Consider the following 25,367-nt stretch of genomic DNA (forward strand, 5'->3'; position numbering starts at 1 on the left):
GTTTTTTTATGCCTGATAGTCCCGTATTCTCTGGCGCGCTGCCACTTAAAGTAATACCAATTTGCTTAATTACTTGTGCTATTCTGAGACGAGAAAATGGGGTCGATAACACCGCTCACACATCCTGCTATCGCTGAGACTTCTACGCCCCTATAGGCGAGGCAAAAATTTGCGAACTTATACCTTAGATAAAGGTTATAAATGAGAAACTTTTAACACCGTTAGCGTCATACTTGCGCCTTCAAATAGAACTGTTACTAAGTAAAATTGATATAAAGTTATCGGGAGTGCGTTATCTGCTTCCAGGCTGTTGAAAGCAACTGACCCAGTGTGACCGGGATCACCGTGAGTAACGCCACTCCCTGATCGAAATTGGGATTCAGCGCGCAGTAATGAGCAATTTCGGGTTTATCACTGGCTTTAAACTGAGCCACTTCCAGCGCCGAATAACGCGTTTTTCGCCCCACCACTTTAAGACACGGCAAACCATTCACCTCAGATACTAATCCAGTCGGGTTTAACGCTACATAAAGCTGAGATTCCACAGCAGAGCCTGTTGCCGTTGGATATACAGTAGCAATATTCTTCGCCATCGCCCGGAACATGGCCGGGCTGAGCATAGTGTCGGCGTATAACAAAGTACGCCAGGGCCGGCGCAGATAAGCCTTGGTCACTTCTAGAATAGAAAATGAAAAGGTATTATTCTTACCCCGGAACTGCGGTAAAAAACCAGCCGACGCCCCAATGACACTAAATGCCTTGTGGCTGTCGTCAAAGGTTAGCAAACAGTAGCCAGTCAGCTCTGCTGAATCAGAGTAATAAAGTCTTAGCCGGCGATGCGTAGGCCCACTTTGCTCAAAATAGTAAGCAAAATATGCTTCAGGGTCGATCCCCTCAAAGCACAAGCCAATAATAGACAACAACTGAGCTCTTTCTGCTGTGCTCAGGCAACCTGACTGATACGATAAATCTCGCTTATTCACTGGGTTTTGGCGATTCAGATGACGCTGTCAGGGGGGCAAACTTTTTCGCAACTGGCAGCATCACCTCCGCGCTCAGGCCTCCCTCCTTGCGGTTACGTAAACGTACTTTACCGCCATGGGTAGAAACGATGCGTTTGATGATCGCCAGGCCCAGCCCACTGCCTTCACTGCCTCGCGCCAAATCGCCCTGTTTAAAAGGTTCAAATAGCGTTTCCAGCTCCTCTTCAGGGATCCCAGGCCCTCTGTCTTTAACCTTAATAAACACCGCCTTGTGGCGAGCACTAAACTCCGTCACAACCTCAATCCGGTCGTCTGAATAACGGATAGCATTCTCTATCATGTTGGTCACTACCCGTTTTAATGCCACATGGTTCATCATCACCGCGGGAACATTTGCCGCTGTAGCCAACACAATTTCGCGCTGATGCTGTTGTTCAGCATGCACCACTTCCTCGACGACAGCATTGACATCATCCAGCACCATTTCTCCACTATTATGGTGTCTGAGGTACTCAATAAACTGATCGATAATGGCGTTCATATCTTCTATATCATCGATAATCCCGTCTTTCAGGTAGGCTTCTTCGTCCGACATCATTTCTGTTGCCAGCCGGATCCGGGTCAAGGGTGTTCTTAAATCGTGAGATACCCCAGCCATCAAGAGACGCCGATCGTTCTCCAGCTCAGCGATCCCTTTGGACATTTTATTAAAAGCTCTGGTGACTTCGATGACCTCCGTAGAGCCATGTTCAACCAGGCGAGTAGAAAAGTCTCCCACCCCTACCCGGCTGGCTGCAATCTGCAAAGCCTTGAGCGGCCGGTTCAGGTGTCTGGCAAACAGCCAACCGCCCAGTACACTTAAAAAGCCGATACTGGAGAGATAAAACACCAGAAACTCCATTTTAGTCTCAGAGAACCCGGTGAGTGGTACCCGAACCCAATAACCCGGAGCCTGGGGCGCTTCTACCCAGTAAACCACAGGATCGCCCTGACTGATCCGTACCCGTGCGGAGCCATTGAGCTGCTCAGACATACTACGCGACAACAAAGTGTACTCTTTTGCCTCTCCAAGCCCATTGCGATAGGCCTCACGCTGGCTCATCACTTCAATACCCGTGATCTCGAAAAACTTTTTCGACAGAGCTGAGTCAATCTCAACTCCTTCTTCCCAGTCAATAAAAACGGTTTTAACCTGCTTGGCCAGCATCAGGTTGACCTGCTCAAAAGTAGGCTTGAACACGTACAGCGTGACAGTGATGTAGGAGACTATCTGGTTGATCAACAGCAGCGCACCGACAAAAAACACCGTTTGTCCAAATGCGCTGCGTGGCAGGATACTCATTTACTTTTCGCCGTCTGGCACAAAAACATAACCCAGCCCCCAAACGGTCTGGATATAGCGGGGATTAGAGGCATCCTCTTCTATCATTCTGCGTAACCGTGAGACCTGCACATCAATGCTGCGCTCCAGTGCACTGTAATCTCTGCCACGGGCCAGATTCATGAGTTTGTCACGGCTCAATGGCTCTCTGGGATGACTCACCAACGCCTTCAATACCGCAAATTCACCGCTGGTCAGCGCAATGGTTTGGTCATCTTTTTGCATTTCCCGGGTTGCCAGGTTGAGCTTAAAGGCACCAAACTCGACTTCATTTTCTTCCACTGCCGGGGCCCCAGGGACTTCTTTTGCGCGACGGCGCAGCACCGCTTTGATCCGGGCAAGCAATTCACGCGGGTTGAAGGGCTTAGGCAAATAGTCATCCGCCCCCAGCTCTAACCCAATAATGCGATCCACTTCATCCCCTTTCGCCGTTAACATAACAATGGGGATTTCGTTTTCTTTTTGTCTGAGGCGACGGCAGATAGACAAACCATCTTCACCAGGTAACATCAGATCCAATACCATCAGATGAAAGTTTTCACGCTCCAGCAACCTGTCCATTTGCTCAGAATTAGCAGCACTGCGAACGATAAACCCCTGCTCAACCAGATATCGTTCCAGCAGGCTGCGCAAACGCATATCATCGTCAACGACTAACACTTTGGTGGTTTCATTCCCCATTGGCATTCTTCTTATTTTTTCTTTAGTTGACCCTAAATATAATTGAAATTAATACGCTTAGACACCATTAACAGTGAATAAGATTGTTACCGAACGTTACAAGTGTCAGCCTGATATGGCTCTGCTTTACCAGGCTCCAGTTGAACCAGCTAAGATTGGTATCGACCCGGATCCGAATTACACTAGACACATGTAGTTGTTCTGCCAAAGTAAGCAACAAAATGAAAACCAACCTAATTACACCTGAAGGCTATCGCAAGCTGCAACAGGAGCACGATCATCTGTGGTTTGAGAAACGCCCGGAAGTGACCAAAATCGTTAACTGGGCAGCAAGTTTGGGCGATCGCTCAGAAAACGCCGACTATACTTTTAACAAGCGCCTGTTACGACAAATAGACCGTCGAGTACGCTACCTGCGTAAACGCTTGCCCGATTTAAAAATTGTTGAGTATTCTCCACAACAGCAGGGCAAAGTCTATTTTGGTGCCTGGGTCGAAATAGAAAACGATGACGGCGAAGTAAAGCGCTTCCGCATCGTCGGGCCTGATGAAATCTATGAGCGGAATGATTATATCTCCATCGATTCTCCCATGGCGCGCGCGTTACTCGGGAAAGCCGTCGACGAAGAATACAGTGTAAAAACCCCGCAAGGTGAAATGCTTTGGTATGTCAATAAGATCGACTACACGGCCTGAACACTTCCGTTTCAGATATGATATGATGACCGCAAACGCAGGCCGAGAAAGAGGCCTAGCCAATTGAACTATATAAGGATTTTGCATGAGCAATATCTCAGCCCGTTTAGCTGCTGAGCTAAACGCATCACAACAGCAAGTGGATGCTGCCACCGCACTACTGGATGAAGGTGCGACTGTTCCATTTATTGCCCGTTACCGTAAAGAAGTTACAGGCGGTCTGGACGACACTCAGCTACGATTGCTCGAACAGCGCCTCGGTTATCTGCGGGAACTAGAGGAACGCCGGGCTTTTATCATCAAAACCATTGATGAGCAGGGCAAGCTCACTGACCAATTAGCCTCAGAGCTAAACCAGGTGCAGAGTAAAACCGAACTGGAAGATTTATACCTTCCCTACAAACCCAAACGTCGTACCAAAGGCCAGATAGCCATAGAAGCCGGGCTTGAGCCGCTGGCCGACCTGCTGTTCAGCGATCCGGATCAGACACCAGAACAAGCTGCCGAAACCTATATCAATGCCGATCAGGGCATTGCAGATAGCAAAGCCGCACTGGATGGCGCCAAGTTTATTCTGATGGAGCGCTTTGCCGAGGATGCCAAACTCCTCAGTAAATTCAGAAATCAGCTGAAACAGCATGGTTATCTACAAAGCCGTGTTGTGCCTGGGCAGGAAGATGCAGGTAGTAAGTACCGCGATTATTTTGAGCACGATGAAAAACTCGCCAGCGTCCCTTCTCACCGCGCCCTGGCAATGCTCAGAGCCCGAAATGAAGGTATTTTGCAGCTGTCTATCAACCCAGAGCCACAAGCGGAAGACCCGCAACAGTACTGTGCACAAATGATAGCAGACCACTATGGTCTGGAAGTCTCGGGCCGTGCTGCCAGCGGCTGGCTGATGACAGTGGTACAATGGGCGTGGAAAATCAAACTCGCCACCCACCTTGAGAACGAAATGTTGGGCGCCACCCGAGAGTTTGCCGAGCAAGGCGCGATAGATGTCTTTGCCAAAAACCTCAAAGATCTGCTGATGGCTGCCCCGGCAGGCCCACGTGTGACCATGGGGATCGACCCAGGATTGAGAACTGGCTGTAAGGTCGCCATTGTCGACAAGACAGGAAAGTTACTGGCAACCACCACCATTTACCCCCATGCACCGCAAAATCACTGGGATAAGTCACTGCGCACACTGGAACAGCAATGCCGTCAGCACAAGGTTGAACTGATTGCGATCGGTAATGGTACGGCGTCTCGCGAAACCGATAAACTGGCAGCTGAATTGCTAAAAGCAGCCGGTGAGCTAAAACTAACCAAAGTGATGGTCAGTGAAGCCGGTGCCTCGGTCTACTCTGCTTCTGAGTTTGCCGCCAATGAGTTCCCGGATCTCGACGTATCTTTGCGTGGTGCCGTCTCCATTGCCCGCCGACTGCAAGATCCACTGGCTGAGCTGGTTAAAATAGAACCGAAATCCATTGGTGTAGGCCAATATCAGCACGATGTGTCACAAAGCCAGCTGGGTCAGACACTGACGACCGTGGTGGAAGACTGCGTAAACTCAGTGGGTGTCGATGTTAATACCGCGTCTGTGCCTTTATTGACACGCGTATCTGGCCTAAATAAAACTCTGGCCACCAACATCGTTAAGTTCCGTGATAGCAATGGCTCATTCAGCAGCCGCAAACAGCTAAAACAAGTTGAGCGCCTGGGCCCTAAAGCCTTTGAACAGGCTGCTGGATTTTTGCGTATTGCTAATGGTGACGATCCACTGGATGCCTCAGCGGTTCACCCGGAAGCTTACCCGGTTGTGAAAAAGATCTGTGGCAGCAAGGCACTTGATGTCACCGCATTGATCGGCAACAGCGATGTGCTGAGTAAACTGGATCCAGCCGAGTATGTCGACGATAAGTTTGGCGTACCGACCATCACAGATATTTTGGGTGAGCTGGACAAACCGGGCCGTGACCCGCGTCCCGAGTTTAAAACAGCCCAATTTAAAGCGGGCGTCGAGACCATTGCTGACCTAAAAGTCGGCATGACCCTTGAGGGTGTCGTCTCAAACGTTGCGAACTTCGGTGCCTTTGTCGATGTTGGCGTACATCAGGATGGCCTGGTGCATATTTCTGCACTCACGGACAAGTTCATTTCCGATCCACGTGAAGTGGTTAAGGCTGGTGACATTGTTAAAGTGAAAGTCATCGAAGTGGACGTTGCCCGTAAACGGATCAGTTTTACCATGCGACTGAACGATGAGATCCCAGCAAGTACCGGGCAGAAGCAGAGTAAGCCCACTACGCAAAAACCTGGCGGCAAGTCTCAGCGACCCGCACAGCGTAAAGAACCTCGCCGTGATAATCGACGTGACAACAGCAACGCTGCTATGGGCAATGCCTTTGCAGAGGCCTTTGCAAAGCTGAAAAAGTAACATCTGATACCACAACGACAGAGGCCCGCAATTGCGGGCCTCTGTCGTTTAATACCAATTTGCTTAATTAAGTGATCTATTTTGAGGCGAGTTAGATCACCACAGATAACTGCGACGCCCCTTTGGGCCTGGCAACGTCTCCATAAAACCCTTCAATTCTCAGTGCCCGTGAAGCAATTTCCGGATCCCGTTCGATAGGCAATGCCACAGCAAATGGGTCCACTTCTTCTTCTAACCGGGCAGACTCAGGTTGTTGCTCGCTGAGCTCATCTTCATTAAGACGACGGGTTTGGTAACCAACAACACGATTACTGCTGTCCTCCTCATCCTCATCGCCACTAATGGATTGCTTGGCAAGATCCGCCTGAGCCTGAGCTATTTTGGCTGTCGCATCTGCTGCGATGGCTCTGTCAGCGCCCGACGGCTCTGCCGGTGCCAACGCCGCAGCACGCACTGTTTGCATTTTATCAATGGTTTCGCGTGGATCCCCAGTGGGTGCCACGTCTATCATCACCTGACCACCAACCGCATAATTATTGCCGTCCGGACCACGCTGATATTCATAAGTTGGTGATCCTGCGTACTGCCCCCCCACTCTGGCGTGCGCTTCTTCATGAAGACGTACTTCACGATCTCTGTCTTTCAGTTCCTGAATCTGTGCCTGCTCAGCTTCCAGCTCAGCCTGTTCGCGGTCACTCAGTTCTTGCGAGTCTTGTTGATCCTGTTGTTCCCCCTGACTGCTTTGTCCGCCTTCCTCACGCTCCTCAATGGTTTTGCCATCTTTAAGCTGACCAGTGCTGTCATATAAGCCAGAGTCGTCCGCAGACAAAGGTTTTTGCTTGTCACCATCTGAGAGGGGTTTGTTTTCAGTAAACGCAGGGGAGACCGGCGCAGGTTTTGGAATAACCTCGCGGAGCTGATTGTCACGTTGCGCCGTCTCAGTATAGACGTTCGCCGTGTTTAAGTTCATCGCCGGGGGTGGCGTTACTATGTTCATTACGCTTTAATGTCAATTAAGGTACCCAGGACTTCGTCAGCTGTGCGGATCGTCTGTGCATTTGCTTTAGCATTAAATTCTGCCACTTTGAGGTCTACCACCGCCTCGTCCAACCTTGGTGGTTGACCCACAGGTGCAGTCACGCCTTCATTGCTGGATGCGCCCTGAAGTTGTCGTTGCTGTGCGACCTGTTGCTCGCTTTGCTGGTCCAGTGTCGCCTTATTGATGTCGGCTGCTGCCTGCTCGGCACTTTGGCGGGCAAGCTCAAACCCCTGAACACCTGCATTTAGGATGTCACTGACTGCCATATATCGACCCACAGTTAGAAAATCTCACCCTAATTATTGCTCAATTTATAAACGAAATAAAGTCTGGGCGGCAAAAAATTGCCGCTTTTTTCATTGTGGGAAACTAAAGAATTGATTTTAAATGAGTAACAAACTCATCTTTATGCGAGATAAATGGGGCATGCGATGCTTTGGGTAAAACAAACGCCTTGAAATGTGGGTTGAGCGCACTCATGCGTTCAATCACATCACCGGGGACAAGCGCATCGAGTCGGCCAAAGAGACCAAACACTGGCTGCGTAAGCTCACGAAAATAAGCTCGGTAGTCACACCGGTTTAACGCATCAAGGCCCAAACTTAATGCCTCTGGATGTGGCTCAGGCAGTTGCGCCAATAACTGGCGTAATTGTTTAATATCATCACGGGCATGCTCACTGCCCATCGCCTGAATGGCTAAAAAGCGTTCTATGGTTTTAGCGCTGTCGTCGGCCAGCGCCTGCTTAAACCCCGCCAGCACTTTAGGCTTGATCCCCGGCCAGTCTGGCTGCTCCACAAAGCATGGATTGGAAGCGACCATTACCACTTTAGCTACCTTAGCGGGGTATCGATGTGCCAGATTAAGCGCCACCAGTCCGCCCAGTGACCAGCCAATCAACACCGAACCATCGGCAAGCTCTGTCGCAATCTCATCTGCAATGTCGTCAAGAGATTTGCAGTGTTCAGGAAATTCAGCTCCGCCAAACCCCGCTAAATTTATCGCCCGCACGGGTAAAGGCTGTACTTGCTGAAGCTGCTCAATGCTCAGTTGCCATACCTGTTTATTCATACCCCAACCGTGCAATAGGACAATCTCGCTTTGCATTCACTCACTTCCTCAACCAAACTTGTGGCTATGATAGCGATTCAAGGATGGAAAGCAATGTCATTAGCCCGCGCACTAACACACACGCTGTTTCCCTGCTACTGCCCCTGTTGCCATAGCCCGGTTGACACTCAAGGAATATGTGGCCCCTGCCTGAGTGCACTGCCACTGTTTGCCCCTGACCAGGGTAACCTGCTATTGCGTGCGGATATTCAGGCACAGTTTAATTTACCCTGCTGCGATGGTCTGATTGCGTGTGGTTGGTATAGAGGCATGCTGAAACGCTGGTTATGCGAACTCAAGCTAGGTCAACGAAGTCATGCAGCTTGCTTGTTGCGTCAGGTCATTGCCCATCAGTGGCAGTGCTACTGTGCCGAACAAATCATCGATGTGGATGCGGCTATTCTCATTCCGTTACCCAGACACAGATTGATCACTCGGGGTTTTAATCAGGTAATGCAAACCTGGGGCCGCGTACTCGAAGCTCAACTCCCAATCCTACCCGTCTTATCAAAACGTATGACACCCACACAGCAGTCGCTAAATCGCCGTGCACGATTGAAAAATCAAGCACAGGCTTTCAGATTAGAGGGTGATTTAACAGGTCGCCAGATACTGCTGGTTGATGATGTGATCACCACCGGCGCGACCATTAATGCTGCTGCCCAGCTCTGTCGGCGTGCTGGCGCCGCTCAGATCTGGGCTTGTGCAACCTGCCTCACACCGTATTAATGGATCGCCTGCGAGAAAAACAGCGCATTATTAAACAGTCGACTGCTGCCATACCAGAAACCGCGAAATACTGGATTATCCGTCATCGCGACAGCCACGCCCTGGCCATAGGTATCAGCCATCAATGCCGCCGACTGCGCGATCTGCGCTACATTTCGTTCATCAGCATAGCCTGCCAGTAAAGGCTGTTGCTGATACACGGCCACATCCAAAAACGGTTTTTCACTGGCCTGAAGCACCCAGGCACTGTTTTTAAAAACAGGTAAACTACTGTTCTCAAAACCAAATGCCAGTGGATGAGAGAGATCCAGCTGGGTGCCAAAAATAGCCCCCGCGATCCGTTGCTGTGCAGCCAGTTGCTCTTTATCTTTAAAACGCATCCCCTGAGTATCAAAAGACGCTCGTAAATCTTTGTTGCTGATGATCTCAGCATTCAGCAACTGGTGCTCAATCAACCATTGTGCGCCGCGCTTATGACCCCAGATAACCCCACCTTTATGGACCCAACTGATAATCGCAGCCTGCGCTTTTTTGCTCATTGCTGAATAACGGCCATCTGCCAGCACTATATGGCTGTAACGACTTAGGTCTGCGCGTCCAAGACGGTCTATTTCTATCACGCTGGGTGCAATTCCGACATGCCTGTCAAGGTGATACCAGAGCTCACCGACTTCGTACTGACTGGTGCCCTGCCCACCAATCAGCAAGACTTCGGGTTTATGCAGTGGCATCATCCGCCGCGAGCCTAAATCAATGCCCTGTGGCGTCAGGCCTGAGCGAATCGCCATAACCTCAATACCAAGCGCACTGGCATGCTCTGACAGGATACGTCGCCAGTTTTCCTGGTTTTGCAGCCCCGCCGGGATCACCACAGTGCCGGCATCAAACTGCTGTTCGCTCTGGATCAGCTTAGCGGTAAAGGGCTGCAGTGCGACTCGCGCCTGCAGGCCCTCTGTCAGCAGCAGGTTGAGTAACTTAGGTGCCAGATAATGCTGCCAGGAGAAAGCATAGGCATACGCCTCAGTCAGGGGTGCCTCTGCGACGATAGCATTGTTTTGTGCCTTTGATTCAGTGACCTTCAATCCCCAGCTGCTGGTTACTCTGGCAAAATCCAGATCATAGGCATACGGTAGCGTCCACCCTGAAACATCATAAAAGGTATTGTCTTTAAACTGGGTTTGTTCACTGAACATGGCCTTGACCAAACGGACTTGCGGCTGTGCCAGAGGAATATACAGATCGCCGGCCTTAAATTGCTGATCGTTAATTTTCAACGCCTTTTCCAGCTGCTGCACTTGCACCTGGTGGTGGCTGAGCAGCTCAGTAAACTGGCTGAATCGATACGGGTCCTGACCTGCCGATACCACATACCCCAGAAAATCTTGCTGCTTAGCTTCTTTTTGCGCGCTTTGATAAAAGTGCTGCTGATAATCGAGTAAAGCCTGACGGTGCGCGGCTGTGCCCCGTAACGTTGAGAGTGAAGTAATGAGCTGATTTTTGATGGTTTGTGGAAAGCTCAACACACCATTAATGGTTTCTTGCACATGGCCACGGCTGCTTGCCTGCTCAAACAATATCCCCACCGCGCCATTAATGTCCGGATAGGTTGAGCCTTTGCCATAATAAAAATCGTCAAAACTCTCCTGAGTAAAATATAGTTGACCCGCCTGGTCCAGCGCATCGGCATGAAACTGGCCAATGGCCGCCGTTAAACTCTGGTTGCGCTCAGGCGTCAAAGGATGCGTGCGTGAGGGGATCCCTGGCTGGAAAAAGTAACTTGAATTAGGACCCATCTCGTGAAAATCGGCCAGCACATTGGGTTTCCAGTCATGAAATGCCGCAATTCGGGCGCGCGATTCTGGGTGCTGCAACAACAGCCAGTCCCGGTTTAAATCAAACCAGTAGTGATTGGTTCTGCCAGAAGGCCATCTCTCTACATGTTCCCGGTGTTGAGGATCGCTTGATAACACCTGACCCCGGTGGCTGTTTGCCCAGTTAGCAAAGCGCGCCAGCCCGTCTGGGTTCAAAGACGGATCAAGCAGGATCACGGTATCGCGCAACAAAGCTTCGATCTTTTCGCCCTGTGCAGCAGCCAGATAATAAGCCACCAGCATGGCAGTATTACTCCCGGACGGTTCATTACCATGTACGCTGTAACCCAGCCAGGCAACCGCTGGCGCCTCTGTGCGTTGCTTAGGTTGCGCAAGTGCAGCGATATGCGCGCGCTTCGCAGCTTCGATGTTTTTCAGTCGCGCAGCCTCAGTGATCGTCAGCAGGATGAGCGGCCTGCGTTCATGGCTGTAACCAATGGTGGTTATTTCAACCCTGGGACTCGCTTGTGCCAGTGTATGTAAGTACTGCACCAGTTGCTCTGGACGGACATGCCACTCACCCACGTCATAGCCGAGCACCTCATGCGGTTTTGGAATAGCTGGATCAAACTGGATTGTATCATCAAAATAAAAATTCAATGGCTTGGCACTTAGCTGCAAGCTCAACAAACACAGCATAACTAACAGGCGATACATAAAGTCTCCATTTATTCCGGCAATTTTTGACCAGCCAGTACGCTATCAATGCGACTTAAGTTGCTGCAAATTTTTACGCCCAACACTAGCTACAACAAGATGAGGGGAGTATCATAGGGATTAACCGAGTAATTTAGTCAAGTATAGCGTAGATTATGATCACAATTTCAGAGACAGCTCAGTCACATTTTGCCAAGCTATTAGCCGATCAAGCCGATGGCACTAACATTCGTGTATTCGTCGTCAACCCAGGTACTGCTCAAGCTGAGTGCGGTGTATCTTACTGCCCTGCCGATGCGGTGGAAGACAGCGATATTCGCCTCCCATTTAATGGCTTTGATGCCGTCGTCGACGCCGAAAGTGCCCCTTTCCTGGAAGAGGCTGAAATTGACTTTGTCACCGACAAAATGGGAAGCCAACTGACCCTAAAAGCGCCAAATGCGAAAGCCAAAAAGCTCAGCTCGAATGCCTCTTTGGAAGAGCAAGTTGAGCACATGTTGGTGACTGAAGTGAATCCTCAACTGGCCAACCATGGTGGTCAGGTCAGCCTGGTAGAAATCACGGCTGAGGGCGTTGCAGTATTACAATTCGGTGGTGGCTGTAACGGCTGCTCTATGATTGATGTCACTTTGAAAGAGGGTATCGAGAAAGAAATGATCGCAAAGTTCGATGCAATCACCGGTGTACGTGATATTACTGAACACTCTCGAGGCGATCACTCATACTATTAATTGCGTATGCGCCGTATTATCTATCGCTTAGGGTCTCACCCTAAGCGAAGCTTGCGATTTTTTCTCTGCGGACTGGCCCTGTTTGCACTCAGTGTGGTGCTCATTGCACTGGGCTATGTCTATCAAGCCTGGCTTCAGCTGCCCGGCCTGATCATTCTTGCTATTGCACTAGGTGTGGCAGGGTATGGCTACCTGGGGATTTTCGCTAATCGTTTTTCTCAGGTGCTGTCAGCACGTGACTCAGCCAAAGCGACGGCCAAAAAAGCCTTTGAGGATTTAAAATAGGCCATACACGGCTCGCACGTCGGTGACAATATCCCATGTTATACCAATTTGCTTAATTAAGTGTTCTACTTTGAGGCGAGAAAATAGGGTCGGTAACTAGGCAAAAATTTTGCTATTTAGTTGTTCTAAATGAGAAATTTTTAACGCCGTTAGCGTCCTATTTGCTCCTTCAAATAGAACAGGTATTAAGTGAAATTGGTATTATTGCTTATTCAAGCAGCTGTTGTCTGACACTCAGCTGTCGATACTTAATGACCAGCGTCAGCCCTCTTAACCCCATAAAGCAACTCATGGCAAACCATAACCCATGATTCCCCCACTGCTGCGCCAGCCAAAAAGGCACAAAGAACCCTAACAGGGCAGACAACAACATGCTGTTGCGCATCTCCCTGGCCCGAGTCAGGCCAACGAATACCCCATCAAACAAAAAGCAGCTTGTTGCAATCACAGGCAGGACCACTAGCCAGGGTAAATACACCAGTGCAGTGTCTATCACAGCCGGAATGTCGGTTAGCAGCCCTATGACTGCCGGGCCAAATAAAGCAAATACCCCACTATAGATAAGCGCAAAACACCCTGCCCAAAAACAACTTATCTGCACCCACCGCCTGAGCATCATTACATCGCGCGCGCCTTTGGCCTGCCCAACTTTTGCTTCCACCGCATAGGCAATGCCGTCCATTGCAAAACTCACCAGCATCAGGAAGTTCAATAGCACCGCATTGGCTGCCAAAATGTCCTCTCCCAGCCTCGCACCATAGAACGTCATAAAGCTAAAACACAGCTGCAGCATAAGTGAGCGAATAAAGATATCGCGATTCAGGTGCAATAACCGCTGTATTTCTTCTTTGTGGGGTACTTTAAGCTGCCACTGCCAACCTGCGCGATTCAGCACCCCACGCAGCAGATAGCAAGACAACAGCAGTGCTGAATAATCGGCGATCACCGATGCCCAGGCCGCGCCTGCAACCGCGAAGTCCAGCACCACCACAAACAAGACATCAAGCACTATGTTGACACAGTTAGTAAACAGCACGACATAAAAAGGCCCACGTCCGTATTGCATCCCCAACATAAACCCGAGCATCACCAGGTTCAGCATAGCCGCCGGTGCACTGTAGATACGAATAGAAAAATACACACTCGCCTGTTCAAATACCTCAGGCGTTGCCCCGGACAGCACTGCGATCAGCTCTAATAACCAGGGCGTAAACACTATCAGTAACAGAGCAAACAACACCGCAAAAGTCATGCTGGCCGACAGCGATTGTAACGCCCTAACACTGTCTTGCTGGCCATTTGCCTGGGCGATTTCACCGGTGGTGCTCATGCGCAGGAAACTGGCAAGCCAGAACAACAAGGCTATGCTCCCTGACCCCAGCGCTATCCCGGCAAGATAATAAGCTTCGCTCAGGTGACCAATGACCGCAGTATCAACTAATCCTAACAGGGGCACCGAGATATTTGATAAAATCATCGGAGCAGCAATAGCAAGCAATTGAATATGGTGAGAAGTATGCGCGCGATTAAGTGGTTTCATGTTTTAGTTCTTATACTCGTTTTGTTCAACACCCGGGCAGGTCTGGCCGCGGTCATTCTACAGTATCATCATGTCAGTGAAAAACTGCCGGCCGTGACCAGTGTCAGCGAAGCCACCTTTCTTGCGCATCTGAACTTCCTGAAAACAGAACAATTCACAGTCATTGCATTAGATAAGCTCATTGAGCAACTGCAAGCAGGTAAAACTCTGCCACCAAAAACCGTGGCAATCACCTTTGACGACGGCTACCTGAATAACATGGAAGCCGCAGCGCCATTACTTGAGCAGTTTGATTATCCTTACACTATTTTTGTAAACCCTAAGCTCATTGATGAGAAGAAAGGGTACGTGATGAGCTGGGAGCAACTTCGCCAGCTGGCAAAACGCGGCGCAATCATTGCGAATCACAGTGCCCAGCACGACTATTTACATCACAAGCAAGCCGGAGAAACGCAGGCTCAGTGGCGCAGTCGGATCCGTCAGGACTTAGTTTGGTCACAAGCTCGTATCAAAGCTGAGACAGGCCATGACTTTCCGTATATCGCTTATCCCTACGGCGAATTTGATCGTCCGCTACAGGAGTTAGTCGCCGAGCTGGGCTTAGTGGGTATTGGCCAGCATTCCGGTGCCGTAGGGCCCGATTCAGACTTCACGCGCCTGCCACGCTTTCCCGCGTCCGGCATCTATGCCAACCTGAAAACGTTAAAAACCAAACTTCACTCATTGCCCTTTTCACTGACGCAAGTCAAATATCAGGACTCGGTCACGGATGACCCGACCCCATCGATCACTCTGACCTTCAAAGAAATGGATTTTTATCAGAATCAATTTGCCTGCTTTATATCTGGCATAGGCAGAGCAGAGCTTACCTGGGAGGGGGAGAAAACCGTGACAATTACAACACCTAATGGCCTACCTACAGGACGATCTCGATACAACTGCACTGCACCATCAAAACAATTCAGTGGTCAATTTTACTGGTACTCTCAGCCCTGGGTGATTACGCGCGCTTAACCGCATTTAGCAACTCCATCGTTACTTTAGACAGAGGCACAACCCTCTCGGCCGCTGCCATTTCAACAGCGGCCCGGGGCATACCCCACACGACTGAAGTGGCTTCATCCTGAGCCAGTGTTTTTGCGCCAGCTTCTCTGAGGCGCAACAAGGCTGCTGCCCCATCACTGCCCATGCCTGTCAGTAGCCCGGCGCTGATCTGTTTAGCCCAGGGCAGTAATGAATCAAACAACACATCGACCGAGGGACGATGTCGATTAACTTTCTCGCTCTGACTCAGGTGACATTGCAGTCGCCCGCCTTTTTGCACCACTTTAAGGTGCATGTCTCCAGGTGCGATAAACACATGTCCTGGCACAAGCAAATCTCCCTCTTCTGCTTCTTTGACATGCACATCACAACAACGGTCCATTCGCAGTGCAAATGAAGTACTAAATACAGGTGGAATATGCTGTGCAATCACCACTGGTGGGCAATGTTTAGGCAAACGAACCAGTACCTCGCGCAGCGCTTCTGTGCCGCCGGTAGAGGCGCCCAAAGCCAGCACCGCGCTGTTTTTAAACTGGATATTCTGTGAAACTGGAGCCTGTTTTTCGCCTTTGTCGGCGCGAAAAGCGTAAAGATTGGCCTGACGGGCGATACGGATTTTCTGATGCAGGGTCTCAGCATAGGCATTTAGTTTAGCTGCCACATTGGTGGTTGGCTTGGCAATGAAGTCTATTGCCCCCAGCTCTAGCGCTTCTAACGTTGCGGGAGAGCCTTGTTGCGTTAGGGTAGATAGCATGACCACAGACATAGGGCGCAGACGCATCAGGTTTTTTAGAAAGCTCAGCCCATTCATTTTTGGCATCTCAATGTCCAGCGTCAACACATCTGGATTGAGCTTTTTAATCATCTCACGTGCTTCGTAGGGGTCCTCTGCCGCTCCCACGACCCGAATATCGGGCGCCAACTCCAGCACCTCAGTCAGAATCGCTCTGAGTGAAGGGGAGTCATCAACTATCAATACCTTAATCATGCAAACTCTCTAGAACAGCTCAATGTCTGTTTGTTTACCTTGCTCTTCAATATCATGAAGGTACTTAACCTCACGTTTTTCAATGGTGTTGTTGTGCATCTGACGCAACTTCTTCACCTGAGCTTTACCCGTTTGTGGATGAAACACCACCTTACGCGGCCAGGGTCCACCGACATCGTGGGATACCAGGGTAAGCTGCTCTTCCTCAACATACGCTTCGGCAAATCGAATATTACCAACACCGATGTCGGTCATCGAACTGATGATTTTCCCTCCGCCAAACAGCTTTATCTTCAAATGCTCTCGCCGGGCGCCATTTTTAATCACTTCATTGATCAGATATTCCATTGCCCAGTTGCCATACCGACAATTCAGGTCATCGGCATGAATCGCTGAAGCGCCCTTCACGCCAGGCAGCATAAAGTGATTCATCCCTCCTACACCTTGTTGCTCATCATAAATACAGGCCGCAATGCAGGAGCCCAGCACAGTAGAGATTAGCTCGTCACTTTTTGACACATAAAACTCTCCTGGGAGCACTTTTGCGACCACCGCGCCACGACCTGAGTCCCAAAACCGCTTTACGTGCTCAAAGCCATGCAGTACGGGCTGAAACTGATTCATATCTGCGCTACCTTTTGGTACATAGTTTTCCCCAGGTTTTTAAAGCCCAAGTGCTCTTTCCCCATTGTCTCCGAATGACCAATAAACAGATAACCTTGCTCTGCCAATAGCTGATGATAATTATCAAACAATCTATCTTTGGTTTCTTTATCAAAATAAATCAGTACATTACGACAAAAAATAACATCAAAAGGACCTTTCATAGGCCAAGGTTCAAGCAAGTTAAGGCGTTTAAAAAACACCCTGGATCGCAATACATCTTTTGCTTTGTACTGGGTGCCATCCGAACTACACATAAACCACTTTTTCAGGTGCTCACTGTCGAGGCCTGTGACCGATGCACTGTTATAAACCCCTTCCTGGCCTTTATGCAGTACATTTGAATCCAAATCAGTTGCCAATACTTTAACGTCCCAGTCCCCAGGAAACGCATTCGCGATGGTCATCGCAATACTGTAGGCCTCCTCGCCAGTGGAGCAGCCAGCAGACCAAATCCGTACGCGTTTATCTGTTTTATGTTTGATCTTAAGCTCTGGGATCACTTGTTGGTGTAAAAAGTCAAAATGATGTGCTTCGCGAAAAAATGACGTGAGATTAGTCGTAATCGCATTAATAAAATGGCTAAACTCGGGATTTGGCTCTTCGCTTAATAGTGCCAGGTATTCAGCAAAAGATGCGAGACCGTTAGCCCTGACTCTGCGGGCAAGCCGTGAGTAAACCATATCGCGTTTATGGGGTCCGAGCACAATGCCACAGGTCTCATAAACACGCTGAGAGATACTGCTGAAATCCTCATCCGTCATCAAAAACTCTTTCATATCCCTCCTCACCTATGCGCAGCGACCCCCGACTACGTGTTACCCGCGCCGTCACTTGCATTCATTATGTGGTAATCCCGGTGAGTCAGGTGTGTCACTATGGCAAAGCTGACACCAAATACGATGTACAGCTCAGCCAAAGGTGCAAACAAACCAGAACTGTTAAAACTCTTCCCATTCCTCAGAGTCATCCGCAAAGCGATTGGCCGCTGTTTCCAGGGGCTGTCGCGTACTGCGATTTTCCGGCGCCGATAAACCAATCGCGGACGTACGCGCCTGACCATTCGGCGCAGCCGGTTTTTCTGCAATCGCCTCTCGACTGACTGGCGCCTCTCCGACCTTAAAGAAATTCAGCATATTGCGCATATCGTTGGCCTGCTCGGCCATGGACTCACCTGCTGCGGATGCTTGCTCTACCAACGCTGCATTTTGCTGCGTCATTTCATCCATCTGCGTGACAGCTTTATTCACCTGCTCAATCCCAGAACTTTGCTCTACCGATGCATCCGCAATATCCGAGATCATATTGGTGACACGCCGCACTGCCGCCACGATTTCTTTAAGCGTTTCACCAGACTCATTCACTAGTAAAGTACCATCCTCAACTTTACTTACACTGTCACGGATCAAATCTTTGATTTCTTTTGCCGCACCGGCCGAACGTTGTGCCAGATTACGTACTTCGCCCGCAACTACGGCAAAACCACGCCCCTGCTCCCCTGCACGCGCAGCTTCTACCGCCGCGTTCAATGCCAACAAATTGGTTTGAAAAGCAATTTCGTCAATCACGCTAATGATATCCGCTATCTTTTTACTGGCATCGTTGATAGCTGACATGCTTTCTACCGCCCGATTTACCACTTCCCCGCCTCGGGTTGCTTTCTCGCTGGTATCTTCAGCCAGTTCATTGGCAACCTTAGCATTGTCTGCATTCTGTCGCACTGTGCTGGTCATTTGCTCCATACTCGAAGCCGTTTCTTCCAATGAGGATGCCTGCTCTTCCGTACGCTGACTCAGATCGGCATTGCCCTGCGAAATTTCCTCAGCACCACTGGCAACCAAAGACGCTGAAGTACTGATCCGCTCTAACACATTAGTCAGTTTATCTGCGGTGCTATTCGCATCCTGTTTTAGCTTGTCAAACGCGCCTTGATAGTCAGCCTCAATGCGTTGTGTCAGATCTCCCCGGGCAAGTGCATCAAGCATATTCCCGGTATCGGCCACTGCGCTATCCACACTCTCCAGCAGGCCATTTAACCCCTGAGTCAGACGCAAGTAAAAGCCCTGCTTATCGCCTTCTTCCAGGCGCACAGACAAATTACCAGAGCGAGCAGACTCAACGACCGTATTCACTTCCTGCTCAATTGCAACCTCACCCGTTCTGTCTTCCCATTCAACCACAGTACCAGCTCGTTCACCCGTATCAGTCACAATTGGGTTAGCGACCAGACCAAAGGTGCGTCCACCCACTTTTATTTCGGTCTTGTAGGGTTGAGACAAGGTTTCCAGTAAGCGTCTTTGATGGGCCGGGTTGCGATGGAATACATCTATGTTCTGACCAATTAACTGACTGCTGTCGAAGTTAGGTAAATCCTTACGAATATCTGACTCAGCGTTTCTCATCATCTCGAGTACCGCCTGATTCATATACACAATGGTGTTGTCTGAGTCCGCAATCATTGTATTGGTTTGCACGTTATCCAGAGCGCGACGTACACGGAGGTTTTCACCCGCAGCCTGTTTCGTTTGTTGCTCAGCAGCCAAACGCTCTGTTTTGTCCTCCCACTCAACGACAGTGCCAATCCGGTTCCCGGTCTGATCAAACACAGGTGTTGCGATCAGGCCAAAATTAAAACCAGCTACCACAATATCCGTGTTATACACATTCGACAGGGTGTTCAGCAAACCCCTCTGATGTTGAGGGTTTTCGTGGAATACATCAATATTGGTACCAATCAGAGTATCAACATCAAAGTTCGGCAGTGCGGTGCGCAGCTGTGCCTGATTACGCCTGAGCATAGCCGATACAGACTCATTCACATACACAATGTTCAGGTTTTCATCTGCCAACATGACATTCGCCTGACACACATCCAGCGCGCGAGAAATTCGTGCATTTTTCTCTGCCAAGTTTCTGTGCTTTTCTTCTGCGGCAAGCCACTCTGTTTGATCTTTCCATTCCACCAAGGTGGCGATGCGATGCCCGTCATCAAATACCGGCGTCGCTATCAAATCAAAAGTCAGCCCAGCAACTGTGATTCTGGTTTGATATGTTTCGCGCAAATTGGCCAGAATATTACGCTGATGGCTTGGGTTTTTGTGAAAGGAATCAATGTTTGTGCCTATCAAGCCTGCAACACTAAAGCCTGGCAAATCAAGCTGTAATTGCTGCTCATTGGCCCTCAACATTGATTTAACCGAGTCGTTCAGATACACAATATTCAGGTCGGTATCTGCCACCATGATATTTGCCTGACAGCCTTTTAAAGCCAGCATCAGACTTTGCGTCAGGTCCGATTGTTCATCCTCATCATGCGCGGCTTTTAGCGCTTGAAATAGTTCAGGAAAATCCGTCAGGTCCAGGCCTTGTAATTGTTCCTGATCTGCCACAGTCACATGTGGCAACACACGATATACACAACCCAGTTGGGCACTCACTGCTGACAGGGCCATTTTGAGGTAACCCAGCGCGACAACCACCCCGAATAAAGGCAGCGCCACAGCCATCAGCTGCATGTGTTCGGAGCCCGATGCTCCAAGCTGAATGCCCAGTACGATGCTGATAACCAGTATCACACCCGCAATTATGATTTTATTGTTTAAACTACTTTGGATACTCTGACTACTCATCTCAGCCCCCGTTGCTCTTAGCACAACTCTTGTCGTGTAAATCGAGCACCTTCTTCAAATTTAATAACACCACCATTTTTTCCCCAACATTAACCAGCCCATGAACAAACTGGGCATTGTCAGAGTCCTGAAAGTCAGGGACATCTTTCGCCTTTTCCTCAGAAATGCTGTACACATCGGACACCGCATCCACAACAATGCCCATCAACTTGGTTTGCTCTTTCAGTGTCACTGATACCACTATCACCACAGTGAGTGGACCATAGCCGATGTGAGTAATACCAAATCGCTGTCTCAGGTCGATGATTGGTACAATCGTGCCGCGCAGGTTCATCGCCCCTTTCACAAATGGTGGGGAGTTAGGGATCACCGTTACGGGCTCCCAGCCCCGAATTTCCTGGACTGCCAAAATATCAATCCCATACTCTTCTTCATCCATCATAAAAGTCAGAAACTGTTTTTCGTCCGTCTCGGTATCCAGTACCAGCTGCTGATTTAAGTTCATATGCTCTGTCATGCGGGGATACCCTCATCCGCTTTTAGGTCCACGAGCAACTCAGAGGACCCCGGCCGCCTCAAGCCGCTCAGTTTTATTAATCCGCTGATGTCGATGATCAAAGACACCGTCCCATCGCCTAAAATCGTGGCGCCTGATATACCATCAACACGTTGATAATTAGCTTCCAAACTTTTGATCACCACCTGCTGTTGTGCCAGCAGATCATCGACCAAAATGCCGACTTTGTAATTGTCGTTTTCAACCACCACCAGCAAGGTCTTGTCCAATTCTTCTCGTGCGCCCTTATGATTAAAAATGTCATACAATCGCAGGATCGGAATATACTCATCACGCAAACGCAGAACCTGCAACCCTTTACCCACATTGCTGACTTTAGCAATGTCAATTTGCAACGATTCAACAATAGAGATCAGTGGAATGATATATGTGTGATCAGCAACCTGAACCAGTTGACCATCCAGAATCGCCAGCGTCAGTGGCAAGCGAATCGTAAAAGTAGACCCCACTCCCGCTTCCGAACTGACCTCTACAGAACCATTCAGTGCCTGAATATTTTTACGTACGACATCCATCCCAACACCGCGGCCAGATATTTCACTGACATTGTCAGCGGTTGAAAATCCCGGCATAAAGATCAGTTCATTAATCTCATCCACGGTGAGCTCATCCTGCTCCTGAATAAGCCCATTCTGAATGGCTTTGTTGCGAATTTTCTCGGTATCCAGCCCTTTTCCGTCATCCATAATCTCGATGACGATATTCCCCCCCTGGTGAAACGCATTTAGTGTCACAGTACCAACGGGGTCCTTACCCTGAGCAATACGCTCCTCGGGTGTCTCCAAGCCATGGTCCAGGGAGTTGCGCACTAAGTGCACCATAGGATCAGACAACTTTTCCATGACGGTTTTATCAAGCTCGGTTTGCTCCCCAATCAGCTTGAGCTCAACTTGTTTATTGAGTTTTTGAGAGATATCCCGTACCAGCCTGGGAAATCGGCTAAAAACAAAACTGATGGGCAGCATGCGGATACGCATCACGTTTTCCTGCAAATCACGCGTATTATGTGCCAGCTGGGCCAAACCTTCCTGGAGTGCGGCAATGCTAGACTCCGTAATTTCCTGCTCGCCAATCTGACTCAACATAGCCTGGGTAATCACCAGCTCACCTACCATGTTTATCAGCGAATCAACTTTGTCTATGCCAACCCGGATGGAGGTTGTGCTGGGATCTGTATTTTTACGCACATCTTTGGCGGGCCCAGCCTCTTTCTTATTCTCCTGAACCGTTTTGGCAGGCGCAGGGGTCTGTACCGGTAATTCATCTTCCGCCGGAACACTCTGCTGCGCATCAGATGCATCAACTTGATCAACTGGCTCCTCAAACAGGCCACCACATTGCACTATGGTGATTTCCGCGTCATCTTCAACCCACTCGAATATCTCTCTGATCGCGCTTTCACCGCGCGTTGTGGTCAGGAAAAACCGCCAATAGAGATAGCAATCTTCGGCATTGAGCTGCTTTAATTTAGGTACTTCATCGTGCAATGCCTGCGTTTCCAGCTCCCCGAGCTCAGACAACTCCGCAATCATATATAACGGTTCATTACCGGTTTTGAATAAATAGGGCAGTGGCTTGAAATCGATCTGAAAAGTGATGGGGAGGTCGACTTGCTCTTCAGGCTCGCTGACCGCCTGTTCCGGTGCATCGGTATTGTTTTCACCATTTAAAATCGCTTCGAAGCGTTGTTTTAATTCATTGGCTTCTTGTCGCTCTGGTTCTTCTTGGGCTTGCAATGCCGTTAGCATAGCGCGTAAGCAATCGACTGCCTTGAGTAATAAATTGACGTGCTCAGCAACGAGTTGTCGCTGCCCATTGCGGATCTGGTCGAGCAGGGTTTCCAAGACATGAGTAAAATCAGAAACCGCCGTAAAACCAAAAGTACCGCTGCCTCCTTTAATCGAATGTGCAGCCCGGAAAATAGTATTAATGGTTTCCTGATCTTCTTTGCCTGGCTCGAGGTTAAGCAGCTCAGATTCCATCGCATCGAGCCCTTCAAAGCTTTCTTCAAAAAAAACATCGAAAAACTGACTTAAATCGATACTCATGGCAGCACCTCGTGGGGATTAACGGATGACTTTTTTCAGCACAGCCAGTAATTGTTCAGGGTTAAATGGTTTAACAATCCAGCCCGTTGCACCTGCGGCTTTACCTTCACTTTTCTTGTCCAGACCAGACTCTGTTGTGAGCATCAAAAGCGGTGTAAATTTATAGTCAGGTAAACTTCTCAGCTCTCGAATCAAGGTAATGCCGTCCATAACTGGCATATTCACGTCCGAGATCACGGCATCAAACCCTTGTTGCTTAGCCAGATTGAGTGCTTCACTGCCATCCTTTGCCTCTACAACATCAAACCCCGCTTTTTTTAGTGTAAAGCCAACCATTTGACGCATCGAAGCAGAATCATCCACAGCTAAAATCTTTTTCATAATGACCTCTTAATTCGTACTACTGATAGATAAAAGTTCGGTTAACCCTAATTTTTCAACAGATGAAGACAATGCAGCACTTTCACCTACCCAGGAAATATGTTGCCCAATATCCAATAAATATTTTTGCAACGCGCACAACAGTTGGATCGATGCGGTATCCGCACGCTGGATTTCACTGATGTCTAGTGAAATAGCATGGCCAGCATCAAGTTCGAGCAGCAACTGTTGATGTAATTCTTCAACCTGGTTAATGACCAGCTCCGAGGGAAGTTTAATCATGTGCCTTGCACATTCCTTGCAAATCTTATTGATATGAATAGATTAGACCGTGACCGTGAAATTGCCATATTTATCACGGAAAAGAAATAATTAATTATTAAATTCAGTGACTTTACACCCATCACCTACTGTCCAGGCACAATAATTTTAAAATCGTTAATTAGCTGAGCCTCATTAATAACAGGCACTTCACCGGCCTTAAATTCCGGTTTAAATATGGCTTCCAGTTGTGCCTGCGGATTCACCAATGCAATCGAAGCACTATGATCAACATAGTACTCTGGTTGATCGCTATTGTTGATAGCATAAATCAAGCCGATATCGCGCACAAAAGGAAACAGTACGTTGTGAGGCGCAGACGCTGCGACAAAATCCGGGTTAAAGTAATCAATATATTGCTTTCGCTTTGCTTGCGTGTCCCGCTGCGGGTCTACTGCTACAAACCACACGTTAACAGCCTGGTGGGACTCCAACTGCGCGGCAATATTAGTGAGTTTTGCCAAGGTCATTGGACATATGTCGGGACAATGAGTGTACCCCAAAAACAATAAGCTCCATTGCCCTTTTAACTGCTCAGCCGTAATTTGCGCCCCATTTTGATCTTCCAAAGCAAAAGGCTTGAGCGTACGAGGTTGCTCATAATGAACAGCGAACTCCGACACTTGGGGAGCAGGCTGACACCCACTCAGTAGCACGAACATTAAAAAAAGAGGAAAAATGAGTTTCATACCAATGCTCTGTCAACAAATAGAGAGACAAAGAGTAACAGCAAATACCAGATAGAAAAACGAAAAACCCCCATCGCTTGTTGCACTGTATGACTTATATACAATCGTACAATCAGGTAAATAAACAGCCCATTAAGAATACTTGCGACAATCAGATACGCATACCCGACCATGCCTATCAAATAGGGCAGTACGCATGTGACTGCCAATAGCAAGGTATACACGACCATACACAATTTAGTGAACTGGATCCCATGTGTGACTGGCAACATGGGGATCCCAGCTCTGGCATAATCCGCTTCACGGGCGATGGCCAATGCCCAAAAATGCGGCGGCGTCCAGGCAAAAATAATCATAACAAGCAGCCAGGGCTCCGCTGCCAAAGCGCCCGTTTCACTGACCCACCCTAGCAGAGGAGGTAAAGCGCCTGCCAACCCGCCAATAACAATATTTTGCGGTGTCATGTGCTTAAGGAACATAGTGTAAACAACGGCATAGCCAAGCAAAGCGAGTAGCGTCAAAACCGTACACAACCAATTACTGAATAGCAACAGACCAAGGGTTCCGGCGACAGCCAGGCTAACTGCAAAAATGAGTGCTTTTGACACAGAGAGCTGCTGCATGGCCAGGGGACGATGGCGTGTCCGCGCCATTTTTCGATCTCGGTTACGGTCAACAACATGATTAATTGCCGCGGCCGAGGCAGAGATTAACCCAATGGACAATAAGCTCATCAATTGATGACCAAGACTTCGCCCTACATCCGGGGCGAGTGCAACACCAACCCAGGCAGTCAGTACCAACATCATGACCACCTTAGCTTTGGTGATCGCCAAATAAGGCTTAAAGCCTGCGTAAAAATCAGGGATTGCAGATCCGAGTTGTTGCACACTAATGGCCATA

Annotated in this window: 24 protein-coding genes; 6 read left to right on the forward strand and 18 right to left on the reverse strand. The window is 49.1% G+C overall.

The window, feature by feature from the left end; translation table 11 throughout:
- Positions 1–278: 278 nt before the first annotated feature.
- Genes PRUB_RS18575 through ompR form a run of 3 tightly spaced genes read right to left on the reverse strand, consistent with a single transcriptional unit; the run spans position 279 to position 3,045 of the window.
- Complete coding sequence (locus PRUB_RS18575; RefSeq protein ID WP_021032964.1) at positions 279–923, reverse strand: hypothetical protein; 645 nt, start codon at positions 921–923, stop codon at positions 279–281.
- A gap of 52 nt (positions 924–975) precedes the next feature.
- Positions 976–2,325: a two-component system sensor histidine kinase EnvZ gene (gene envZ / locus PRUB_RS18580; protein ID WP_010387137.1), complete on the reverse strand. Its 1,350-nt coding sequence runs from the start codon at positions 2,323–2,325 to the stop codon at positions 976–978.
- Complete coding sequence (gene ompR / locus PRUB_RS18585; protein WP_010387140.1) at positions 2,326–3,045, reverse strand: osmolarity response regulator transcription factor OmpR; 720 nt, start codon at positions 3,043–3,045, stop codon at positions 2,326–2,328.
- A gap of 221 nt (positions 3,046–3,266) precedes the next feature.
- On the opposite strand from ompR, the gene greB reads away from it, so the two are divergent.
- Positions 3,267–3,740 carry a transcription elongation factor GreB gene (gene greB / locus PRUB_RS18590; protein ID WP_010387141.1) on the forward strand — a complete coding sequence of 158 codons (474 nt, stop codon included), beginning with the start codon at positions 3,267–3,269 and terminating at the stop codon, positions 3,738–3,740.
- An 85-nt stretch (positions 3,741–3,825) separates the two neighbouring features.
- Positions 3,826–6,162 carry a Tex family protein gene (locus PRUB_RS18595; protein WP_010387142.1) on the forward strand — a complete coding sequence of 779 codons (2,337 nt, stop codon included), beginning with the start codon at positions 3,826–3,828 and terminating at the stop codon, positions 6,160–6,162.
- A 91-nt stretch (positions 6,163–6,253) separates the two neighbouring features.
- Here the strand turns inward: PRUB_RS18595 and PRUB_RS18600 are convergent, their stop codons facing one another.
- The 3 genes from PRUB_RS18600 to bioH all read right to left on the reverse strand — a co-directional run bounded on the left by PRUB_RS18600 (position 6,254) and on the right by bioH (position 8,308).
- Positions 6,254–7,159: a putative metalloprotease CJM1_0395 family protein gene (locus PRUB_RS18600; protein ID WP_040645814.1), complete on the reverse strand. Its 906-nt coding sequence runs from the start codon at positions 7,157–7,159 to the stop codon at positions 6,254–6,256.
- A complete protein-coding gene (locus tag PRUB_RS18605; RefSeq protein WP_010387144.1) occupies positions 7,159–7,467 on the reverse strand; it encodes a hypothetical protein in 309 nt (102 codons plus the stop codon). Before PRUB_RS18605 ends, PRUB_RS18600 begins: the two co-directional genes overlap by 1 nt.
- Positions 7,468–7,570: 103 nt before the next feature.
- Positions 7,571–8,308, reverse strand: a complete 738-nt coding sequence (gene bioH, locus PRUB_RS18610; protein ID WP_010387145.1) for a pimeloyl-ACP methyl ester esterase BioH — start codon at positions 8,306–8,308, stop codon at positions 7,571–7,573.
- 57 nt (positions 8,309–8,365) lie between these two features.
- On the opposite strand from bioH, the gene PRUB_RS18615 reads away from it, so the two are divergent.
- On the forward strand, positions 8,366–9,040 hold the full coding sequence (locus tag PRUB_RS18615; protein WP_010387146.1) for a ComF family protein: 675 nt from the start codon (positions 8,366–8,368) through the stop codon (positions 9,038–9,040).
- Here the strand turns inward: PRUB_RS18615 and PRUB_RS18620 are convergent.
- Positions 9,037–11,568: a M14 metallopeptidase family protein gene (locus tag PRUB_RS18620; protein ID WP_010387147.1), complete on the reverse strand. Its 2,532-nt coding sequence runs from the start codon at positions 11,566–11,568 to the stop codon at positions 9,037–9,039. The genes PRUB_RS18615 and PRUB_RS18620 overlap by 4 nt on opposite strands.
- A 155-nt stretch (positions 11,569–11,723) precedes the next feature.
- Between PRUB_RS18620 and nfuA the strand changes: the two genes are divergently transcribed.
- Both nfuA and PRUB_RS18630 read left to right on the forward strand, forming a co-directional pair.
- Positions 11,724–12,299: a Fe-S biogenesis protein NfuA gene (gene nfuA, locus PRUB_RS18625; protein ID WP_010387149.1), complete on the forward strand. Its 576-nt coding sequence runs from the start codon at positions 11,724–11,726 to the stop codon at positions 12,297–12,299.
- A 6-nt stretch (positions 12,300–12,305) separates the two neighbouring features.
- Positions 12,306–12,584, forward strand: a complete 279-nt coding sequence (locus PRUB_RS18630; protein WP_010387151.1) for a hypothetical protein — start codon at positions 12,306–12,308, stop codon at positions 12,582–12,584.
- Positions 12,585–12,792: 208 nt separating this feature from the next.
- Here PRUB_RS18630 and PRUB_RS18635 read toward each other — a convergent pair whose 3' ends face one another.
- Complete coding sequence (locus PRUB_RS18635) at positions 12,793–14,061, reverse strand: MATE family efflux transporter (RefSeq protein WP_040645828.1); 1,269 nt, start codon at positions 14,059–14,061, stop codon at positions 12,793–12,795.
- Positions 14,062–14,100: 39 nt separating this feature from the next.
- On the opposite strand from PRUB_RS18635, the gene PRUB_RS18640 reads away from it, so the two are divergent.
- Entirely contained in the window at positions 14,101–15,138 is a 1,038-nt protein-coding gene (locus tag PRUB_RS18640; RefSeq protein ID WP_010387153.1) for a polysaccharide deacetylase family protein, read from the forward strand.
- Here PRUB_RS18640 and PRUB_RS18645 read toward each other — a convergent pair.
- From PRUB_RS18645 to cyoE, 10 genes are all read right to left on the reverse strand, one after another.
- A complete protein-coding gene (locus PRUB_RS18645; protein ID WP_010387155.1) occupies positions 15,125–16,156 on the reverse strand; it encodes a protein-glutamate methylesterase/protein-glutamine glutaminase in 1,032 nt (343 codons plus the stop codon). The genes PRUB_RS18640 and PRUB_RS18645 overlap by 14 nt on opposite strands.
- 9 nt (positions 16,157–16,165) lie before the next feature.
- Positions 16,166–16,780 (reverse strand): chemoreceptor glutamine deamidase CheD, encoded by a 615-nt coding sequence (cheD, locus tag PRUB_RS18650; RefSeq protein ID WP_010387157.1) that lies wholly within the window; start codon positions 16,778–16,780, stop codon positions 16,166–16,168.
- Positions 16,777–17,598 (reverse strand): CheR family methyltransferase, encoded by an 822-nt coding sequence (locus PRUB_RS18655; protein WP_010387158.1) that lies wholly within the window; start codon positions 17,596–17,598, stop codon positions 16,777–16,779. Before PRUB_RS18655 ends, cheD begins: the two co-directional genes overlap by 4 nt.
- A 162-nt stretch (positions 17,599–17,760) precedes the next feature.
- Positions 17,761–20,448, reverse strand: coding sequence for a methyl-accepting chemotaxis protein (locus tag PRUB_RS18660; protein ID WP_010387160.1), 2,688 nt, complete (start codon positions 20,446–20,448; stop codon positions 17,761–17,763).
- A 1-nt stretch (position 20,449) separates the two neighbouring features.
- Positions 20,450–20,965 (reverse strand): chemotaxis protein CheW, encoded by a 516-nt coding sequence (locus PRUB_RS18665; RefSeq protein WP_010387162.1) that lies wholly within the window; start codon positions 20,963–20,965, stop codon positions 20,450–20,452.
- On the reverse strand, positions 20,962–23,073 hold the full coding sequence (locus tag PRUB_RS18670; protein WP_010387163.1) for a chemotaxis protein CheA: 2,112 nt from the start codon (positions 23,071–23,073) through the stop codon (positions 20,962–20,964). The genes PRUB_RS18665 and PRUB_RS18670 overlap by 4 nt, the downstream gene beginning before the upstream one ends.
- A gap of 18 nt (positions 23,074–23,091) precedes the next feature.
- Complete coding sequence (locus PRUB_RS18675; protein WP_010387164.1) at positions 23,092–23,454, reverse strand: response regulator; 363 nt, start codon at positions 23,452–23,454, stop codon at positions 23,092–23,094.
- A gap of 9 nt (positions 23,455–23,463) precedes the next feature.
- Positions 23,464–23,736: an STAS domain-containing protein gene (locus tag PRUB_RS18680; protein WP_010387165.1), complete on the reverse strand. Its 273-nt coding sequence runs from the start codon at positions 23,734–23,736 to the stop codon at positions 23,464–23,466.
- Between the two features lie 125 nt (positions 23,737–23,861).
- On the reverse strand, positions 23,862–24,464 hold the full coding sequence (locus PRUB_RS18685) for an SCO family protein (RefSeq protein ID WP_010387166.1): 603 nt from the start codon (positions 24,462–24,464) through the stop codon (positions 23,862–23,864).
- Positions 24,461–25,366 carry a heme o synthase gene (gene cyoE / locus PRUB_RS18690; RefSeq protein ID WP_010387167.1) on the reverse strand — a complete coding sequence of 302 codons (906 nt, stop codon included), beginning with the start codon at positions 25,364–25,366 and terminating at the stop codon, positions 24,461–24,463. Before cyoE ends, PRUB_RS18685 begins: the two co-directional genes overlap by 4 nt.
- Between the last annotated feature and the right edge of the window lies 1 nt (position 25,367).

Source organism: Pseudoalteromonas rubra, from assembly GCF_000238295.3.
In the GTDB taxonomy this organism is placed as follows: domain Bacteria; phylum Pseudomonadota; class Gammaproteobacteria; order Enterobacterales; family Alteromonadaceae; genus Pseudoalteromonas; species Pseudoalteromonas rubra.

Excerpts from the sequence above, each read along its gene's own strand:
- ompR (WP_010387140.1), bottom strand. The coding sequence starts at position 3,045 with ATGGGGAATGAAACCACCAAAGTGTTAGTCGTTGACGATGATATGCGT.
- PRUB_RS18685 (WP_010387166.1), bottom strand. The coding sequence starts at position 24,464 with ATGAAACTCATTTTTCCTCTTTTTTTAATGTTCGTGCTACTGAGTGGG.
- PRUB_RS18630 (WP_010387151.1), top strand. The coding sequence starts at position 12,306 with ATGCGCCGTATTATCTATCGCTTAGGGTCTCACCCTAAGCGAAGCTTG.
- PRUB_RS18595 (WP_010387142.1), top strand. The coding sequence starts at position 3,826 with ATGAGCAATATCTCAGCCCGTTTAGCTGCTGAGCTAAACGCATCACAA.
- PRUB_RS18600 (WP_040645814.1), bottom strand. The coding sequence starts at position 7,159 with ATGAACATAGTAACGCCACCCCCGGCGATGAACTTAAACACGGCGAAC.
- PRUB_RS18665 (WP_010387162.1), bottom strand. The coding sequence starts at position 20,965 with ATGACAGAGCATATGAACTTAAATCAGCAGCTGGTACTGGATACCGAG.
- PRUB_RS18660 (WP_010387160.1), bottom strand. The coding sequence starts at position 20,448 with ATGAGTAGTCAGAGTATCCAAAGTAGTTTAAACAATAAAATCATAATT.
- PRUB_RS18620 (WP_010387147.1), bottom strand. The coding sequence starts at position 11,568 with ATGTATCGCCTGTTAGTTATGCTGTGTTTGTTGAGCTTGCAGCTAAGT.
- PRUB_RS18635 (WP_040645828.1), bottom strand. The coding sequence starts at position 14,061 with ATGATTTTATCAAATATCTCGGTGCCCCTGTTAGGATTAGTTGATACT.
- PRUB_RS18680 (WP_010387165.1), bottom strand. The coding sequence starts at position 23,736 with ATGATTAAACTTCCCTCGGAGCTGGTCATTAACCAGGTTGAAGAATTA.
- PRUB_RS18640 (WP_010387153.1), top strand. The coding sequence starts at position 14,101 with ATGCGCGCGATTAAGTGGTTTCATGTTTTAGTTCTTATACTCGTTTTG.
- PRUB_RS18655 (WP_010387158.1), bottom strand. The coding sequence starts at position 17,598 with ATGAAAGAGTTTTTGATGACGGATGAGGATTTCAGCAGTATCTCTCAG.
- PRUB_RS18645 (WP_010387155.1), bottom strand. The coding sequence starts at position 16,156 with ATGATTAAGGTATTGATAGTTGATGACTCCCCTTCACTCAGAGCGATT.
- nfuA (WP_010387149.1), top strand. The coding sequence starts at position 11,724 with ATGATCACAATTTCAGAGACAGCTCAGTCACATTTTGCCAAGCTATTA.
- PRUB_RS18615 (WP_010387146.1), top strand. The coding sequence starts at position 8,366 with ATGTCATTAGCCCGCGCACTAACACACACGCTGTTTCCCTGCTACTGC.
- PRUB_RS18605 (WP_010387144.1), bottom strand. The coding sequence starts at position 7,467 with ATGGCAGTCAGTGACATCCTAAATGCAGGTGTTCAGGGGTTTGAGCTT.
- cheD (WP_010387157.1), bottom strand. The coding sequence starts at position 16,780 with ATGAATCAGTTTCAGCCCGTACTGCATGGCTTTGAGCACGTAAAGCGG.
- envZ (WP_010387137.1), bottom strand. The coding sequence starts at position 2,325 with ATGAGTATCCTGCCACGCAGCGCATTTGGACAAACGGTGTTTTTTGTC.
- bioH (WP_010387145.1), bottom strand. The coding sequence starts at position 8,308 with ATGCAAAGCGAGATTGTCCTATTGCACGGTTGGGGTATGAATAAACAG.
- greB (WP_010387141.1), top strand. The coding sequence starts at position 3,267 with ATGAAAACCAACCTAATTACACCTGAAGGCTATCGCAAGCTGCAACAG.
- PRUB_RS18670 (WP_010387163.1), bottom strand. The coding sequence starts at position 23,073 with ATGAGTATCGATTTAAGTCAGTTTTTCGATGTTTTTTTTGAAGAAAGC.
- PRUB_RS18675 (WP_010387164.1), bottom strand. The coding sequence starts at position 23,454 with ATGAAAAAGATTTTAGCTGTGGATGATTCTGCTTCGATGCGTCAAATG.
- cyoE (WP_010387167.1), bottom strand. The coding sequence starts at position 25,366 with ATGGCCATTAGTGTGCAACAACTCGGATCTGCAATCCCTGATTTTTAC.